This window comes from Mesorhizobium sp. WSM4983 (assembly GCF_029625765.1).
In the GTDB taxonomy this organism is placed as follows: domain Bacteria; phylum Pseudomonadota; class Alphaproteobacteria; order Rhizobiales; family Rhizobiaceae; genus Mesorhizobium.
Genome location: NZ_JARTVM010000003.1, coordinates 1 through 14,746, shown reverse-complemented (window position 1 = coordinate 14,746; position 14,746 = coordinate 1). Strand labels below are relative to the sequence as shown.

Below are 14,746 nucleotides of genomic sequence, written 5' to 3'. Positions count from 1 at the left end.
AGAGCGGTTCGGTGTTTCCGTGAAACGCTGAACGCACTAATCCTGCTCGGTACCGCCCCCGCGGAACAGCGCCTGCAGCTTGCCGAACGGCATCGCCGAACGGGTGAAGCCGAAGGTGCCGTCCTGCTGGATTTCCCGCGCAGCGGTTTCCAGCATGCCAAAGGCGAAATTCGTCAGCCATGGCCCGAGCGAGACGCGTTTTACGCCGGCCGCAGCAAGGTCGGCCACGGTGAAGCCCGGTCGCGCCATGACATTGACCGGCTTGCTGACCGCGGAGCAGACCGTCCGCACCGCGTCGATGTCGCTCAGGCCCGGCGCGTAGAGCACGTCGGCGCCGGCTTTCTCGAAAGCCTGCAGACGCTTGATCGTGTCGTCGAGATCGGTCTTGCCCCAAAGGAAATTCTCGGCCCGCGCGGTGAACACAAAATCGTGCTTCAGGGCGCGCGCCGCCTCGGCGGCCGCGGCGACGCGTTCGACAGCATGCGAGAACTCGTAGATCGGATTCTCGTGATCGCCGGTATGGTCCTCGATCGAGCAGCCGGCAAGGCCGGCGGCTTCCGCCGCGAAGATGGTTTCTGCCGCCTGCTCGGCGCTGTCGCCCTTGCCGCGCTCGAGATCGGCCGAAACCGGCAGGTCGGTTGCCGCCGTCACTTCGCGGCAATGGTGGATCATGGCCTCGAATGTCACCGCGCCGTCGGGCAGACCGCGCGAGAAGGCGAAGCCGGCGCTGGTCGTGGCCAGCGCTTTGAAGGCGAAGGAAGCCAGAAGCTTGGTCGTGCCGACATCCCAGGGATTGGGCATGACGAACGTCGAGGCGTGCAGATCGCGAAAAATCTTGCCCTTGTCCATGGCGGGTCCTCAATCATGGGTCGTGCGGGGAATTTATCGCGGTCGCCCCGCTCGGGCAAACGAATGCGATCGGCTCAGAAGCGTTTCTCGTTCTCTGCTGACAACCTTTTGAGGGCGTCTGAACCCGCCACGTAGCGCGACGCTTTCTTATCCCAATGATAGATGACTGAAATGTCTTTCGAGGACGCCTCGGGCGCCGCATCGTCGCAGCTTTCGCCGCTTGGTATCGTGGCATCGGTCACCGTCACCTTGATGGCTGCATGCGGCCGGCCACCGGCAATGGCCTTAAAAGCGATGTCCTGCTTGCGGCTGTAGGTGCATAGCCTTTCATCGAACGTGTAGATCATGTCGATCAGTTCGAACTTGTCGTTGCGCACCATGATCAACGGCGTGATCACATAGCCCTGGCTCGAATTGAAATGCGTGCTCATGGTCATGAGGATATCGTCACCGGCGCTGACCGACAGTTTGTTCGGTTCGCGAAAATAGGTGCTGCGATCGACGGCGACATTGACCGCGTCGAGCAGCGCCGGCTTGCCGCCGGTCAGATCGTAGAGCGCCAGCATCGCATAGCCCTCGGCGCTGTCGGGAGAGTCGCCGAGATCGAACAACATGGTCAGCCGGTCCTTGCCGCCGGCCTTGATGGCCAGCACCGCAGCATTGGGCAGGCTTGATGTCTCAGGCGGCGAGCCACCGCTGTCCGGACCGGCGACATGGCGCATTTCGATCGGCAAGCCGCCGTGGTAGAAGCCATCGGCGTTCAACGCCAGATCGGGGATGACCATCCTGGCCAGATCGAGATAGGTGACGTCCTTGTGGCCCGGGATGGCGCTGGCAAAGTCCGGAAAGCTGACATTTTCCGCGCTCGCCGGGCCCCAAAACCATAACAGAAGCACAAGAGCGAGGGCGAGGCGAAGCAGGGTGAATTTCATGGGGTGGGAGCCGCCGGCTGTTTGACGGCTGCACGCTAGCACGGAAGATTTCGCCGCACAGCCCGGAGCAATTCCAGGAAGAATGTGAACCAGTTTTCCGTCCGGAATTGCGTAAACTAAATCATAGAGCGGGTCGGCAATTCGACGAAAGCGGAACCGCTCCAGTGTCCGATCAAAGGATCGGCACCAGTCCTGCGAGGTCCCGCATGTCGTCGAACAGGATCCCGCCGGCGTCCGCCAGCCCGTCGCGGTCCGAGAATGGATCGGCGTGATAGGAAAACACGCGCATGCCGGCGGCAATGCCGGCCTGGGTGCCGGCGACGCTGTCCTCGATGACGATGCAGTCGACCGGCGCGAAGCCCATCGTCTTTGCCGCATGCAGGAAGAGGTCCGGGAACGGCTTGCCGCGCCCGACCATGGTCGAGGAAAACATGGCGTGCTCGAACAGCGGCAACAAGCCGGTCTGCCCGAGCGTGATATGCATCTTCGAAACCCGCGCCGACGAGGCGACGCAATAGGCAATACCGGCGGCGCGCACCTTTTCGATGAAATCGCGCACGTGAGGGATCGCCTCGACGCCATGCGCGAATAGATCCGGCAGGCCGGCGTTCCAGCGTTCGACGAAGTCGGCGCCGAGCCGGGCCTCGGTCGCCTCTTCGATCTCTTTCTGCACCGAGGCCATGCTGCGGCCCGAGAAGGTCTTGCGGCAATATTCGAATGTGGTTTGAAAGCCCGGTTCACAAAGCCAGTCGGCGAGGCGCCGATTGGCAAGGTTCTCGGTGTCGACCAGAACCCCGTCGCAATCGAAGATGACCAGTTTTGGGACGTGCATCTAGGCGGTGCCGGTCGATCCGAAACCGCCGGCGCCGCGCGCCGTGCCGCCGGCGAGCGCCCGTTCTTCGCCGGCCACCTGCGTGACTGCCGCAAACACGATCTGCGCGATCCGCATGCCGCGCGTCACCGCGAAGTCCTCATCGCCAAGATTGACGAGCAGCACTTTCACCTCGCCGCGGTAATCGCTGTCGATGGTGCCGGGCGTGTTGAGCACGGTCAGTCCATGTTTGAAGGCGAGGCCGGAGCGCGGCCGCACCTGGCCTTCCATGCCTTCCGGGATTTCCACGATCAGCCCGGTCGGCACCAGCGCGCGTTTTCCGGGCAGGATGAGCAGCGGCCGGTCTTCCGGCACCGCGGCTCGCAGGTCCATCCCGGCCGCGCCCGCGCTTTCATAGGCCGGCAGCGGCAAGCCCTCGCCATGCGGAAGCCTGACGAAACCGACGGTGGGGCCGATGACGGAGGAAGGATAGACAGCCGTGCGCATGAGCCCATTCCTATCGGCGCGGCTGCCGATTCGGTCAACCCGGCCGCGACGCTATCAACGCCTTTCTTTCAATGCGGTTCCGCGTCAGCGCAACTCCACCGGAACGACGGTCGTCTCCTTGATCTCCTCCATGACGAAGGAAGCGGAGACGTCCGACAGCGGCACCTTGGCGATCAGCCGCTGATAGAGCCTGTCATAGGCTTTCACGTCGGCGACGCGGGCTCTCAGCACATAGTCGAGGTCGCCCGACATGCGGTAGACGCCGGTGATCTCCGCAAAGCCCGTCACCGCCGCCCGGAAATTTTGCAGCCAGTCCGGGTCGTGGTTCGACGTGCGGATCAGGATGAACACCGAAAGCCCGAGTCCAAGCTTGTCGGCATCGACCAGCGCCACGCGCCCAGTAATGACGCCCTCCTCCTCCAGCCGCTTCACGCGCCGCCAGCAGGGGTTGCGGGACAAGGCCACGCGCTCCGACAACTGGTCGACGGAAAGCGTGCCGTCGCGCTGCAGTTCGGCCAGCAATCTCCGATCAGTTTCGTCGATATCATATGCCATTCTTGGGATAAATGTCCCAAAATAGGGCTAGACACAAGGACAATTTGGGATCGATGAACCTTCAACTCGTGGCAGGATACACAATATCGGGGCTCATCCCGGCAGGAGGGATCACCATGACGACGCGGTTTTCGGCGCTCTTTACGTCTCACCCGGCCAAGGTTGGCGAAACCTATTTCGGCCACATGGCCTTCGCCGCCTGGTTCTGCTCCCGCCTGTCGATGGCCGCGGGCGCCGCCCTCGTTCACGCTTTCTTGCCATTTCTGTTCGAGACTACCGCCAGCCGAATCGTCCGTGAGCTCTATGAGCGCACGAATAACAGAAGCTCACACGCGGTGAAGGAGCCTCAGGCTCTGATGGATCGCGCCTGATAAGTGGTGGAATGCGATGTGCCGGTGGGCGGCCTATCTTGGTGAAGCGGTCTTCCTCGAAGACATCATCACGGCGCCCTGCCACTCGCTGATTGCCCAGAGCCACTGCGCCCAGGAGGCCAAATCGCCGACCAATGGCGACGGTTTTGGCCTCGCCTGGTATGGCGATCGTCCCGAGCCCGGCCTTTACCGCGACATCCTGCCGGCCTGGTCGGACCCCAATCTGAAAAGCCTCTGCCGGCAGATCAAATCAGGCCTGTTCCTCGCCCATGTGCGCGCCTCCACCGGCGGCGCGACCAGCCGCATGAACTGCCATCCCTTCGTCTCCAGCCGCTGGTCGTTCATGCATAACGGCCAGATCGGCGGCTTCGAGAAGATCCGCCGCGCGCTTGAGAATTCGCTGTCGGATGCTGTCTTCGACCAGCGCGAAGGGACGACTGATTCCGAACTCTTCTTCCTGCTGATGCTCGACGAAGGCCTGTCCGCCGACCCGCAAGGCGCGGTAGCCCGCGCCACCAGCCGCGTTCTCGAGGCTTCGCGCCGCGCCGGTCTCGAACCCTCCCTGAAGCTGACAGCGGCATTTTCCGATGGCGAGGCGCTCTACGCCGTGCGCTACGCCACCGACGGCCAGGCGCCAACGCTCTATACCGGCGCATTCGCGAGCCGCGCCGGCCGCTGCATCGTCTCCGAACCGTTCGACCGCGACGGCGGCGAATGGCAGGCGATCCCGCCGTCGAGCTTTGTCACCATGACAAGGGACGGCACAAACATCCGGCCGTTCGCGCCGACCGTTGCTAAGTTCGCGTTGGCCGTCTAGCTCCAAACGTAGCGAAGGTCGCGGGACAGCGCCGCCCTGACCACAGGTGGGCGCAATTTCGATCAAGCACCGCTGTCCTAACAATGCTGAATTCGGCTTGAAGCCGCGGTCTCATCCGCCATGTTCAAGGCGCAGCGCGGCAAGCAGCCGGAGTGCAGCACCATGGACATCGGATTTTCCTCGACTACCGAACTCGCGGCAGCAATTGCCCGCCGGAGAATCTCGGCCGTGGAGGCGCTCGACGCGCATCTGGCGCAGATCGACCGGCATAACGAAGCTCTGAACGCCGTCGTCCTCCTCGATCGGGAAGGCGCGCTTCAGCGTGCCCGAGAAGCCGATGCGGCACTGGCCCGCAGCGCCGCGCTCGGCCCGCTGCACGGCGTGCCGTTCACGCTGAAGGATGCGCACGAGACCGCTGGCATGAAGACGACGGTCGGCTTCCCGCCATTTGCCGACAACGTTCCCAAGCAGGACAGCCCTGTGGTTGCCAGGCTAAAGAGAGCCGGCGGCGTGCTGGTCGGCAAAACCAATGTCGCCACCATGCTGGGCGACTGGCAATCTGACAATCCGCTGTTCGGCCGCACCGGCAACCCTTGGGATCCGTCGCGCACAGCGGGCGGCTCCAGCGGCGGCGCTGCGGCTGCGGTCGCGACGGGCATGATGCCCTTCGAGGTCGGCACCGACATGCAGAATTCCATCCGCTTGCCCGCCGCCTTTTGCGGCGTCTACGGCCTGAAGCCGACCGAGCATCGCGTCTCGCTGGCCGGCGCTTTTCCCGATCCGGGCGGCATTCCGCGCAGCGTCCGCTTGATGTCCTGTGTTGGGCCGATTGCTCGCAATCTGGAGGACCTGGCGCTGATTTACCGGATCATTGCCGGTCCGGACGGCGGCGATACCGATCTGGCGCCGGTGCCGGTTGATCCCATACCGAGGCTCGAGCTGAAATCGCTGCGCATCGCCTTCGCCGGCACCTTCCGCGGCTTTCCGGTGGCCGCCGAGATCGGCGCCGCGGTCGAGAGATTGGCTGCTAGGCTGGCTTCCGCCGGCGCGCACGTCGAGGAAGCCAAACTGCCGAAGCTCGACCTGCATGATGATCTCACCGAGGGCGGCAAGTTGATCGGCATGATGCTGGAGGCAGCGCAACCGGAACCGCCGGAACAGCCTGCGCCGGTGTCGCGCTGGTTCGCGGCGCTCGCTCGCCGCGACCGGTCGATTCTTGCTTGGGAGCGGTTCTTCGAAAGCTGTGATGCCTTGCTTTGCCCGGTCGCCATGACAACGGCCTTTCCGCACTGCAAGCCAGGCAGCCCGCTGAAGGTCGACGGCAAGGACGAGAGCTATTGGATGCTGCCGGCCTATGGCGCGGTCTTCAATTATTCCGGCCATCCGGCGCTGGCGATACCAGGCGGGCAGGACAGCAACGGGTTGCCCATCGGCCTGCAACTGGTCGGCAAGCGCTGGTCGGAGGCGAGACTGCTCGGCGTCGCTGCGGCGATCGCGCCGCTGACCGACGGGTTTCGCCGGCCGCCGGGCTACTGAGCGAAGCGCGACAGCGCATAAGGCGCGAGCAATGGATCGCGCTCGCCATCGACGATTTCGCGGGCCGCAAACAGGCCGATGGCGGGTGCCAGCGTGATGCCGGAATGGGTGACGGCGGCATAGACGCCGCCTACGCCGTCGGCGCGGCTAACAATTGGGAAACCATCGATCGGAGTAGGACGATAGCCGACTGTGTGGAAATCGTACTCCAGCCCGTCGGCGCCGCGCAGCATCGCTTTCACCGCTTCGAAAAGCTCAAGCGCGGTTGCCTCCGGGTTCTCGCCCGGATCGCCGCCGCCAAAATCCGAGCCGGCGATGATCCGGCCATCGGCCGTCTGCCGCATATGCAGCCTCTCGGCCAGCACCGGGCCGTTGAGGAGCTTCCTGTAGGGTCGCGAATGCACGATCAGACCGGGCGGCGTCTTGATCGGCAACTGGACGCCTGCCGTCGCGGCGATCGCCGGAGCGCCGGCGCCGGCGGCGATCACCACCTCGTCGGCGGCGATGGTTTCACCCGCAACGACGACGCCGGTGAGCCTGCCGCCCGATAGAGTCAGTCTATCGACAGTCCCCGTAATGAGCCGCGCGCCGCGCCGTTCTGCGTCCGCCAGCAGCGCCGTTGCGGTCGCCACCGGCTCGGCCACGCCTTCCTCGGCGACATGAAGCGCAAAATCGGGAAGCTCGGTCAGGTTGGGCTCGATCCGCGCCGCCTGCTCGCGGCCGACCCGCTCGATGCCGTAGCCCCAGGACGCATGTTCGGCCGCATAGGCTTTGAGCTTGTCCGCCGGCAGGTCCCAGCACAGGCCGCCGCACCAGGCAAGCGGCAGGCCCGGCAGATCATTCGCCAAGCGTTTCCATTCGTTCATCGCCCGGATACGCAGCCGGAAATAGGTCTCCGGGTTGCCCCAGCTTGCGTTGATCCAGGCGAAGGAATTGGGCGTCGCGACGCCGCCGGCGCCGCTTGTCGAGACGACCGTCACCCGCGCTCCGGCCTTTGCCAGATGCCAGGCGATCGATGCGCCGATGATGCCGGCGCCGATGACGATGACTTGTTTCGCGCTGCTCATGCCATAACCTTCAGAGGAGATTTCCCCGTCATGCCATCGCGCCGGCCAGACCTCAAGCGAGAAGCGGCTAAGCGCCGCCCACCGCTATCTTCTGCGTCCCGACAACCAGGCCCTTCAGCTCTTCGCAGCGCCGCGTGAGCCGTGAAGAGTCGACCTTCTTCGCTAACGCCAACGCTGTGCCGAGTTCCAGCTCCGCGCCGGAACGATCGCCGAGCTGAATGAGCAGCGCCGCGAGCGCAAGCCTCGCATCGGCGACATTGACCGGCGAGCCGACCTCGCTCCAGCGCGAGCATGCGGTCTGCAGCTCCCGAACAGCCTCGGTGAGGCGGCCTTCCCGTATGAAAAGTTCAGCCTTGGCCTCGGCGGTCAGCGCCCGGATGGAGGCCATCGGCCAGCGCTGCGGCTGGCTCTCCAGCTCGGTGATGACTTCTTTTGCACGCTCGAGACGATTGGTGCGCGCCGCCACCTTGGCGAGAGTGGCAAGGACCATGCCTCGCCGCTGCAGCGTCGGCCAGCCGTTTCCGACCAGGGAGCGCTCGAGAGCGCTGAAGGCGGCCTCGGCCTGGCCTTGTTCCAGCTGCAGCAGCGCCAGGCCGGGCTGCGGATCCCAGCCGGCGGCATGGGACGCCCGATAGGCTGTTTCCGCCTCCGTGAGATCTCCGGCAGCCAGATGAATGTCACCCAAGACACGCAGCGCATCGCCCGTCGCCCAGGGGGCGTCGACGGCGAGCTGGTCGAGCGCGGCGCGTACCAGCGCCTCAGCCTCCTTCAGCGTGCCGTGAACGCCGAGCACTTCGGCGCGATGCAGCCGGCAGGAGCCCGACAGATCCTCAAGCCCATGTCCCTTGCACCAGTCCTCATAACCGAGGGTCCATTGGTTGGCCCTCGCCCAGTCGCCAAAATTCCGGCAGGCCCAAAGTATGTTGCAGTAGAGAATGCCGCCGACGACCGGGTCCACGTCGCTGGAGAGGCCGAGCGCGGCGGCGAAATCCTGGTCCTCCTGGCCGGATTTGGTTTCACCGAGGCAGAGCTTGAAAAAGCCGCGATAGATCAGCCCGAGCGACTCCACGACCGGATCTTCGAGATCCCTGCCAACCGCGAAAGCCTGTTCGGCAAGCGCAAGCGCCTGCTCCGGCTCGGCTTCCGCGCCCATGATGCGCGCTCCCATCCAGCACCACAGGCCGTGCTCCCTGCTGTCGGTTGCGCCATCGATCAGCTGCGCCGCCCGCTTGTGCCAGCCCTTGGCGACGGCAAGTTCCCCTCTCTCCAGATGAACCCTGGCCAGGCCGATTGCCGGGGACGCCGCTCGCAAGCGCTCGCCGGCCACGCCGTAGGCAGTCACCGCGCGCGCCAGAAGCGGGATGGCTTCAGCCGGGCGCCCCATGCACTCCAGCGCAAGTGCCCATTCCTCGAGATCGGCCGTCAGCAGCTCGCCAGCGGCATCCGCTTCGGTGAAGCAGGCTGCGGCCTCGTGCCATTTTCTGACAGCAACAGCTTCGCGTGCCGACAGAACCGGTGAACCGGGGCTCGAAAGCTTGCCGCCCGCGCCGGCCGGCCCGTTCGCCGAAATGGGCGGCAGGTCGAGGCAAATCCGGTAGCCGAAGCGGGGCAGGTTGCGCAGCGCCGTTTCCATGCCGCCCTGGCGAAGAACGCCGCGGGCAAGGCTTGCCACGCGCTGCAACGAAGCTTCCGTCACTGTCACGCTCGGCCATAGCGTTTCAAGCAATTCGTCTTTGCTCATGGCCCGGTCCCGGTGCCGCAGCAGGATGGCGAGGAAATCGAAGACCAGGGGCTGCACCTCGATCTCGCTTCCGGCGAGACGAAGGGAGCGAGCGTCCTGATTAAGCTCGAAGTCGCCGAAGCAATAAGTTCCCATCGGCAGCAATCCTGTAACGGCACTAGGCAAAGGATCGGAAGAAGATAAGGACGGCGTAAGGACTGTCGGCCGCCTCTTGCGCAATTCTCCGTCTGCCCGGCGAGCCAAGCTGCAGTTTAGCCAGCGGCCCCGGGGATGTCACCGGCACCGAATCTGGTCGAGCGTCCGGAGGCATTTGAACCCAAGATCAAGGAGATTGCGAAATGCAGAAATACATCATCGAACGTGAAATTCCCAAGGTCGGCACCTTCGAGCGCGAGCAGCTTCGCGACGCCTCCAAGGCCTCGAACGCCGTTCTCGCCGAGCTCGGCCCGGACATTCAGTGGGTCGAATCCTTCGTCGCGGATGACAAGACCTTCTGCGTCTACCTCGCCAAGGACGAGGCGATCATTCAGCGCCACGCCAAGATGAGCGGCTTCCCGGCCACCAAGATCACGCAGGTGAAGCGCCTGTTCGATCCGACGACGGCATACGCCGCCGCCTGACGGGGCGACCGATCGTGAAGTGCCTGCAGGCCAGCTGCGAGCACGATCGATCCTGATCTTCTGTCGGCCAAACCTTCGGGAGGGCAGGTCTGGCCCTCCCGATTCCATCGTTCAAACAGAGGAGGATAAACCATGACCATCCTTGGACAGGAGCTTGCGGCCAACCACTCCGCGCTCGGACGGTTCCTCGTTGAATCTTCGAAACCTGCCGTTCCGGCGGAGGCGTGCTTGCGCGCATCCTGCGAAATCGCAGGGGTCGGGCCACGCTGGACGAATTGCCGGACTATCTGCTGCGCGACATCGGCATCGAGGGGGCGGAGATACGTTTAGCTACCCGGTTGGGCCGCCAGGACCGTCATCGCGAGCGAACCTGAACGGCCTAAGATTCTGTCAGGCCACATCGACTACGCTGTTCGGCCGTGCCGGTCTGCCCGAAACTGTCGACACGCCCAAAATGCGCTGCTAGAAGCCCGCGCCACAGACAGGATTCCAAAAATTGGCAGAAGACATCGAACAGGCGGTTTCGCGCCGCCGCACTTTCGCGATCATCGCCCACCCCGATGCCGGCAAGACTACGCTCACCGAAAAGCTGCTTCTGTTCGGCGGCGCCATCCAGCTTGCCGGCGAGGTCAAGGCCAAGAAAGATCGCATCCAGACCCGGTCCGACTGGATGAAGATCGAGCGCGAGCGCGGCATCTCGGTCGTCACCTCGGTGATGACCTTCGAATATGACGACAACGTCTTCAACCTGCTCGACACGCCCGGCCATGAGGATTTCGCCGACGACACCTACCGCACGCTCTCTGCGGTGGATTCGGCCGTCATGGTCATCGACGCCGCCAAGGGCATCGAGCCGCGCACGCTGAAACTGTTCGAGGTCTGCCGGCTGCGCGACATCCCGATCATCACCTTTGTCAACAAGATGGACCGCGAGAGCCGCGATCCGTTCGAAATCCTCGACGAGATCGAGCAGAAGCTGGCGCTGGACACAGCACCGGTTACCTGGCCGATCGGCCGCGGCAAGACCTTTTCGGGCACCTATCACCTGGCGCAGAACGCGGTGCGCCGGAGCGATGACGAGAAGGAGCGCACGCCCGTAAACGGCCCGGATTCCAATCGCGTCGCCGGGCTTTTGCCGGAAAACGAGCGCAACGACTTCATCGAGGAACTGGAGCTCGCGCGGGAAGCGTGCAGACCTCTCGACATAGACGCCTTCCGCGAAGGCCATCTGACGCCGGTCTATTTCGGCTCGGCGCTGCGCAATTATGGAGTGCGCGACCTGATCGAGGCGCTCGGCGCCTACGGGCCGCCGCCGCGGGCCCAGGCAGCCGATGAACGCACGGTCGAGGCGACGGAGGGGAAGATGACCTCCTTCGTCTTCAAGATCCAGGCCAACATGGACCCCAACCATCGCGACCGCATCGCGTTCGTCCGCGTCTGCTCCGGCAAGCTGGAGCGCGGCATGAAGGCCAAGCTGGTGCGCACCGGCAAACCGATGAGCCTCTCGGCGCCGCAATTCTTCTTCGCCCGCACCCGCGTCACCGCCGACGAGGCCTTCGCCGGCGACGTCGTCGGCATACCCAATCACGGCACGCTGCGCATCGGCGACACGCTGACCGAGGGCGAGGAGATCCTGTTCCGCGGCGTGCCGAACTTCGCGCCGGAAATCCTGCGCCGTGTCCGCCTCGGCGATGCGATGAAAGCCAAGAAGCTGAAGGAAGCGCTGCATCAGATGGCCGAGGAGGGCGTCGTGCAGCTGTTCTCGCCTGAGGACGGCTCGCCGGCCATCGTCGGCGTTGTCGGCGCGCTGCAGCTCGATGTGCTGAAGGAGCGGCTTAACATCGAATACACGCTGCCGGTGGATTTCGAGATGTCGCGCTTCTCCGTCTGCCGCTGGATCTCGGCCGACGACAGGGCGGATGTCCAGCGCTTTATCGAGGCGCATCGCGGCGACATCGCCCGCGACCTCGACAACGATCCTGTCTTCCTCGCCCAGCACGCCTTCTCGCTCAACTACGAGGCCGAGCGCTGGAAAGCGATCCGCTTCGCCGCGGTCAAGGACTATCAGGTCCGCGACAAGGCGGCGTGATTGTGGTGAATAGTGGATAGTGAATAGTGAATAGTAGTCGTGCATTCTCACCAGTCGCCATTCACCGTTCACTACTCACGCGCAATCACCCCTTCGCCGCTTCCTCGATCGTGGCGATGTCGATCTTGCCCATCTGCATCATCGCCGACATCACGCGCCCGGCCTTCGCTCTGTCGGGGTCCTGAAGCAGACGCGGCAACTGCTCCGGCACGACCTGCCAGGAAACGCCGAACTTGTCCTTCAGCCAGCTGCAGCGTCCCGGTTCGCCGCCGCCTTCGGTGAGTCTGGCCCAGAAATAATCGACTTCTTCCTGCGTTTTGCAGTCGATCGACAGCGACATCGCCTCGGTGAACTTGTATTGCGGCCCCCCGTTGAGGGCTTGGAACTGCACCCCGTCGAGCTCGAACGAGGCGACCAGAACCTGGCCTTCCTGGGGATGGCCCTTGGGCCAGCGCGTGACGCTAAGCACCTTCGAATTCTTGAAGATGGCGACATAGTGGTTCATGGCCTCCTCGGCTTGGCCGTCGAACCAAAGGAAGGTGGTGATCTTCTGCATATCTTGCTCCTCCGACTTGTTCAGGTTGGCTCATTATCAACGGCGCGCCGGCGATTTGGCGCGGCTTTCGTACCGTCTGCCTCAAGGACGGCTCGGCGCGGCGCGATCCGACAGCATTTTTCAAATTTCCTGAAGAATCGTGGCGCAGCGCAAAATTGTGGCAAGGCCGGACCTTGGCCGCTATAACCGCTGCCGACTGAAATACAGCGCCGCCGCGCCACGTTTGAGCGCGGCCAGCCAGCAAGGAATACCGATGCCCGCCTACCGTTCCCGCACCACCACCCATGGCCGCAACATGGCAGGCGCCCGTGGCCTGTGGCGTGCCACCGGCATGAAGGACAGTGATTTCGGCAAGCCGATCATTGCGGTGGTCAATTCCTTCACCCAGTTCGTGCCGGGCCATGTGCACCTGAAGGATCTCGGCCAGCTCGTCGCGCGCGAGATCGAGAAGGCCGGCGGCGTCGCCAAGGAGTTCAACACCATCGCCGTCGATGACGGCATCGCCATGGGTCACGACGGCATGCTCTATTCGCTGCCGTCGCGCGAGCTGATCGCCGATTCCGTCGAATACATGGTCAATGCGCACTGCGCCGACGCCATGGTCTGCATCTCCAACTGCGACAAGATCACGCCCGGCATGCTGATGGCCTCGCTGCGCCTCAACATCCCGACCGTTTTCGTCTCCGGCGGCCCGATGGAAGCCGGCAAGGTGGTGCTGGGCGGCAAGGCGCAGGCGCTCGACCTCGTCGACGCCATGGTGGCCGCGGCCGACGACCGAATTTCAGATGAGGACGTCAAGGTGATCGAGCGCTCGGCCTGCCCGACCTGCGGCTCCTGCTCGGGCATGTTCACGGCCAACTCGATGAACTGCCTGACCGAAGCGTTGGGTCTCTCGCTGCCCGGCAACGGCTCGACTTTGGCCACCCATGCCGATCGCAAGCGGCTGTTCGTCGAGGCCGGCCATCTGATCGTCGATCTCGCGCAGCGCTATTACGAGCAGGAGGACGACAGCGCGCTGCCGCGAAGCATCGCCTCCAAGGGCGCCTTCGAGAATGCCATGGCCCTCGACATCGCCATGGGCGGATCGACCAACACGGTGCTGCACATTCTGGCTGCCGCACATGAGGGCGAGGTGGACTTCACCATGGAGGATATCGACCGGCTGTCGCGCAAAGTGCCGGTGCTTTGCAAGGTGGCGCCGGCCAAGTCCGACGTGCACATGGAGGATGTTCACCGCGCCGGCGGCATCATGGCGATCCTCGGCCAACTCGACCAGGCCGGGCTGATCAACCGCGATCTGCCGACAGTCCACACCGCAACGCTGGGCGAAGCGCTCGAGCATTGGGACATCGCCCGCACTTCCGCAGAGAATGTGCGCGAGTTCTTCCGCGCCGCGCCCGGCGGCGTGCCGACGCAGGTCGCCTTCAGCCAGGATCGCCGCTGGGAGGATCTCGACACGAACCGCGAGACGGGCGTCATTCGCTCGGCCAAGACGCCGTTCTCGAAGGATGGCGGCCTCGCCGTGTTGAAGGGCAATCTGGCGCTCGACGGCTGCATTGTGAAGACGGCCGGCGTCGACGAGTCGATCCTGAAATTCACCGGTCCGGCCCGCGTCTTCGAAAGCCAGGACGCTTCCGTCAAGGCGATCCTGGGCAACGACATCAAGGCGGGCGACATCGTCGTCATCCGCTATGAGGGGCCGCGCGGCGGCCCCGGCATGCAGGAGATGCTCTACCCGACCAGCTATCTGAAGTCGAAGGGCCTCGGCAAGGCCTGCGCGCTGATCACCGACGGCCGCTTCTCCGGCGGCACCTCGGGCCTTTCGATCGGCCACGTCTCGCCGGAAGCCGCCGAGGGCGGGCTGATCGGCCTGGTTCAGGAAGGCGACACGATCGAGATCGACATCCCGAACCGCAAGATCCATCTCGCCGTCAGCGAGGCCGAGCTCGACGCCCGCCGCAAGGCTATGGCGGCCAAGGGCGCGGATGCCTGGAAGCCTGAGGAAAAGCGCAAGCGCAAGGTGACGACGGCGCTGCGCGCCTACGCCGCCTTCGCCACCAGCGCCGACAAAGGTGCTGTCAGGAAAGTGCCGGAATAATAAGTCGGGCAGCGCCCCCTACCTCCCCTTGTGGGCCCCTCTGTGGGGAGGTCGGACCGAAGGTCCGGGTCGGTCGGCGCCGCACCTCCACCCCGCTGCTGCGCAGCGACCCTCCCCACAAGGGCAGGGGAATCGCAGATAAGTTGATTGGCTATTGCCAAGCCGCAAAAGAAGGATTCTTGAGAGGCTTTCTCGTA

At 64.3% G+C, this 14,746-nt stretch carries 15 protein-coding genes; 7 read left to right on the top strand and 8 right to left on the bottom strand.

Going from position 1 to position 14,746, the window contains the following annotated elements:
• Positions 1–36 precede the first annotated feature (36 nt).
• The 5 genes from P9254_RS11030 to P9254_RS11010 all read right to left on the bottom strand — a co-directional run bounded on the left by P9254_RS11030 (position 37) and on the right by P9254_RS11010 (position 3,654).
• Complete coding sequence (locus tag P9254_RS11030) at positions 37–849, bottom strand: isocitrate lyase/PEP mutase family protein (RefSeq protein WP_278054763.1); 813 nt, start codon at positions 847–849, stop codon at positions 37–39.
• A 74-nt stretch (positions 850–923) separates the two neighbouring features.
• Positions 924–1,781 (bottom strand): hypothetical protein, encoded by an 858-nt coding sequence (locus tag P9254_RS11025; protein ID WP_278054761.1) that lies wholly within the window; start codon positions 1,779–1,781, stop codon positions 924–926.
• A gap of 172 nt (positions 1,782–1,953) precedes the next feature.
• Complete coding sequence (locus tag P9254_RS11020) at positions 1,954–2,613, bottom strand: HAD family hydrolase (protein WP_278054759.1); 660 nt, start codon at positions 2,611–2,613, stop codon at positions 1,954–1,956.
• Entirely contained in the window at positions 2,614–3,099 is a 486-nt protein-coding gene (dut, locus tag P9254_RS11015; protein WP_278054758.1) for a dUTP diphosphatase, read from the bottom strand.
• Positions 3,100–3,183: 84 nt separating this feature from the next.
• Positions 3,184–3,654 (bottom strand): Lrp/AsnC family transcriptional regulator, encoded by a 471-nt coding sequence (locus P9254_RS11010; RefSeq protein WP_278054756.1) that lies wholly within the window; start codon positions 3,652–3,654, stop codon positions 3,184–3,186.
• 116 nt (positions 3,655–3,770) lie between these two features.
• On the opposite strand from P9254_RS11010, the gene P9254_RS11005 reads away from it, so the two are divergent.
• The 3 genes from P9254_RS11005 (at position 3,771) to P9254_RS10995 (ending at position 6,378) form a co-directional block, all read left to right on the top strand.
• Complete coding sequence (locus tag P9254_RS11005) at positions 3,771–4,025, top strand: DUF6356 family protein (RefSeq protein ID WP_095799471.1); 255 nt, start codon at positions 3,771–3,773, stop codon at positions 4,023–4,025.
• Between the two features lie 16 nt (positions 4,026–4,041).
• A complete protein-coding gene (locus tag P9254_RS11000) occupies positions 4,042–4,842 on the top strand; it encodes a class II glutamine amidotransferase (protein WP_278054754.1) in 801 nt (266 codons plus the stop codon).
• A 162-nt stretch (positions 4,843–5,004) separates the two neighbouring features.
• On the top strand, positions 5,005–6,378 hold the full coding sequence (locus tag P9254_RS10995) for an amidase (RefSeq protein ID WP_127215006.1): 1,374 nt from the start codon (positions 5,005–5,007) through the stop codon (positions 6,376–6,378).
• Here the strand turns inward: P9254_RS10995 and P9254_RS10990 are convergent.
• Together P9254_RS10990 and P9254_RS10985 are read right to left on the bottom strand one after the other, a co-directional pair.
• Positions 6,372–7,445, bottom strand: coding sequence for an NAD(P)/FAD-dependent oxidoreductase (locus tag P9254_RS10990; RefSeq protein ID WP_278054751.1), 1,074 nt, complete (start codon positions 7,443–7,445; stop codon positions 6,372–6,374). The genes P9254_RS10995 and P9254_RS10990 overlap by 7 nt on opposite strands.
• Before the next feature lie 67 nt (positions 7,446–7,512).
• Positions 7,513–9,321, bottom strand: coding sequence for a winged helix-turn-helix domain-containing protein (locus tag P9254_RS10985; protein WP_278054749.1), 1,809 nt, complete (start codon positions 9,319–9,321; stop codon positions 7,513–7,515).
• A 203-nt stretch (positions 9,322–9,524) separates the two neighbouring features.
• Here P9254_RS10985 and P9254_RS10980 point away from each other — a divergent pair, with 203 nt between their 5' ends.
• From P9254_RS10980 to P9254_RS10975, 3 genes are all read left to right on the top strand, one after another.
• Complete coding sequence (locus P9254_RS10980; RefSeq protein ID WP_067003570.1) at positions 9,525–9,806, top strand: DUF4242 domain-containing protein; 282 nt, start codon at positions 9,525–9,527, stop codon at positions 9,804–9,806.
• 224 nt (positions 9,807–10,030) lie between these two features.
• Complete coding sequence (locus tag P9254_RS29060; RefSeq protein ID WP_278086216.1) at positions 10,031–10,180, top strand: DUF1127 domain-containing protein; 150 nt, start codon at positions 10,031–10,033, stop codon at positions 10,178–10,180.
• A 122-nt stretch (positions 10,181–10,302) separates the two neighbouring features.
• Positions 10,303–11,895, top strand: coding sequence for a peptide chain release factor 3 (locus P9254_RS10975; protein ID WP_095780207.1), 1,593 nt, complete (start codon positions 10,303–10,305; stop codon positions 11,893–11,895).
• 85 nt (positions 11,896–11,980) lie between these two features.
• Here P9254_RS10975 and P9254_RS10970 read toward each other — a convergent pair whose 3' ends face one another.
• Positions 11,981–12,451, bottom strand: coding sequence for a VOC family protein (locus P9254_RS10970; RefSeq protein ID WP_067324344.1), 471 nt, complete (start codon positions 12,449–12,451; stop codon positions 11,981–11,983).
• A gap of 253 nt (positions 12,452–12,704) precedes the next feature.
• Here P9254_RS10970 and ilvD point away from each other — a divergent pair, with 253 nt between their 5' ends.
• Positions 12,705–14,549: a dihydroxy-acid dehydratase gene (gene ilvD / locus P9254_RS10965; protein ID WP_278054746.1), complete on the top strand. Its 1,845-nt coding sequence runs from the start codon at positions 12,705–12,707 to the stop codon at positions 14,547–14,549.
• Positions 14,550–14,746 lie beyond the last annotated feature (197 nt).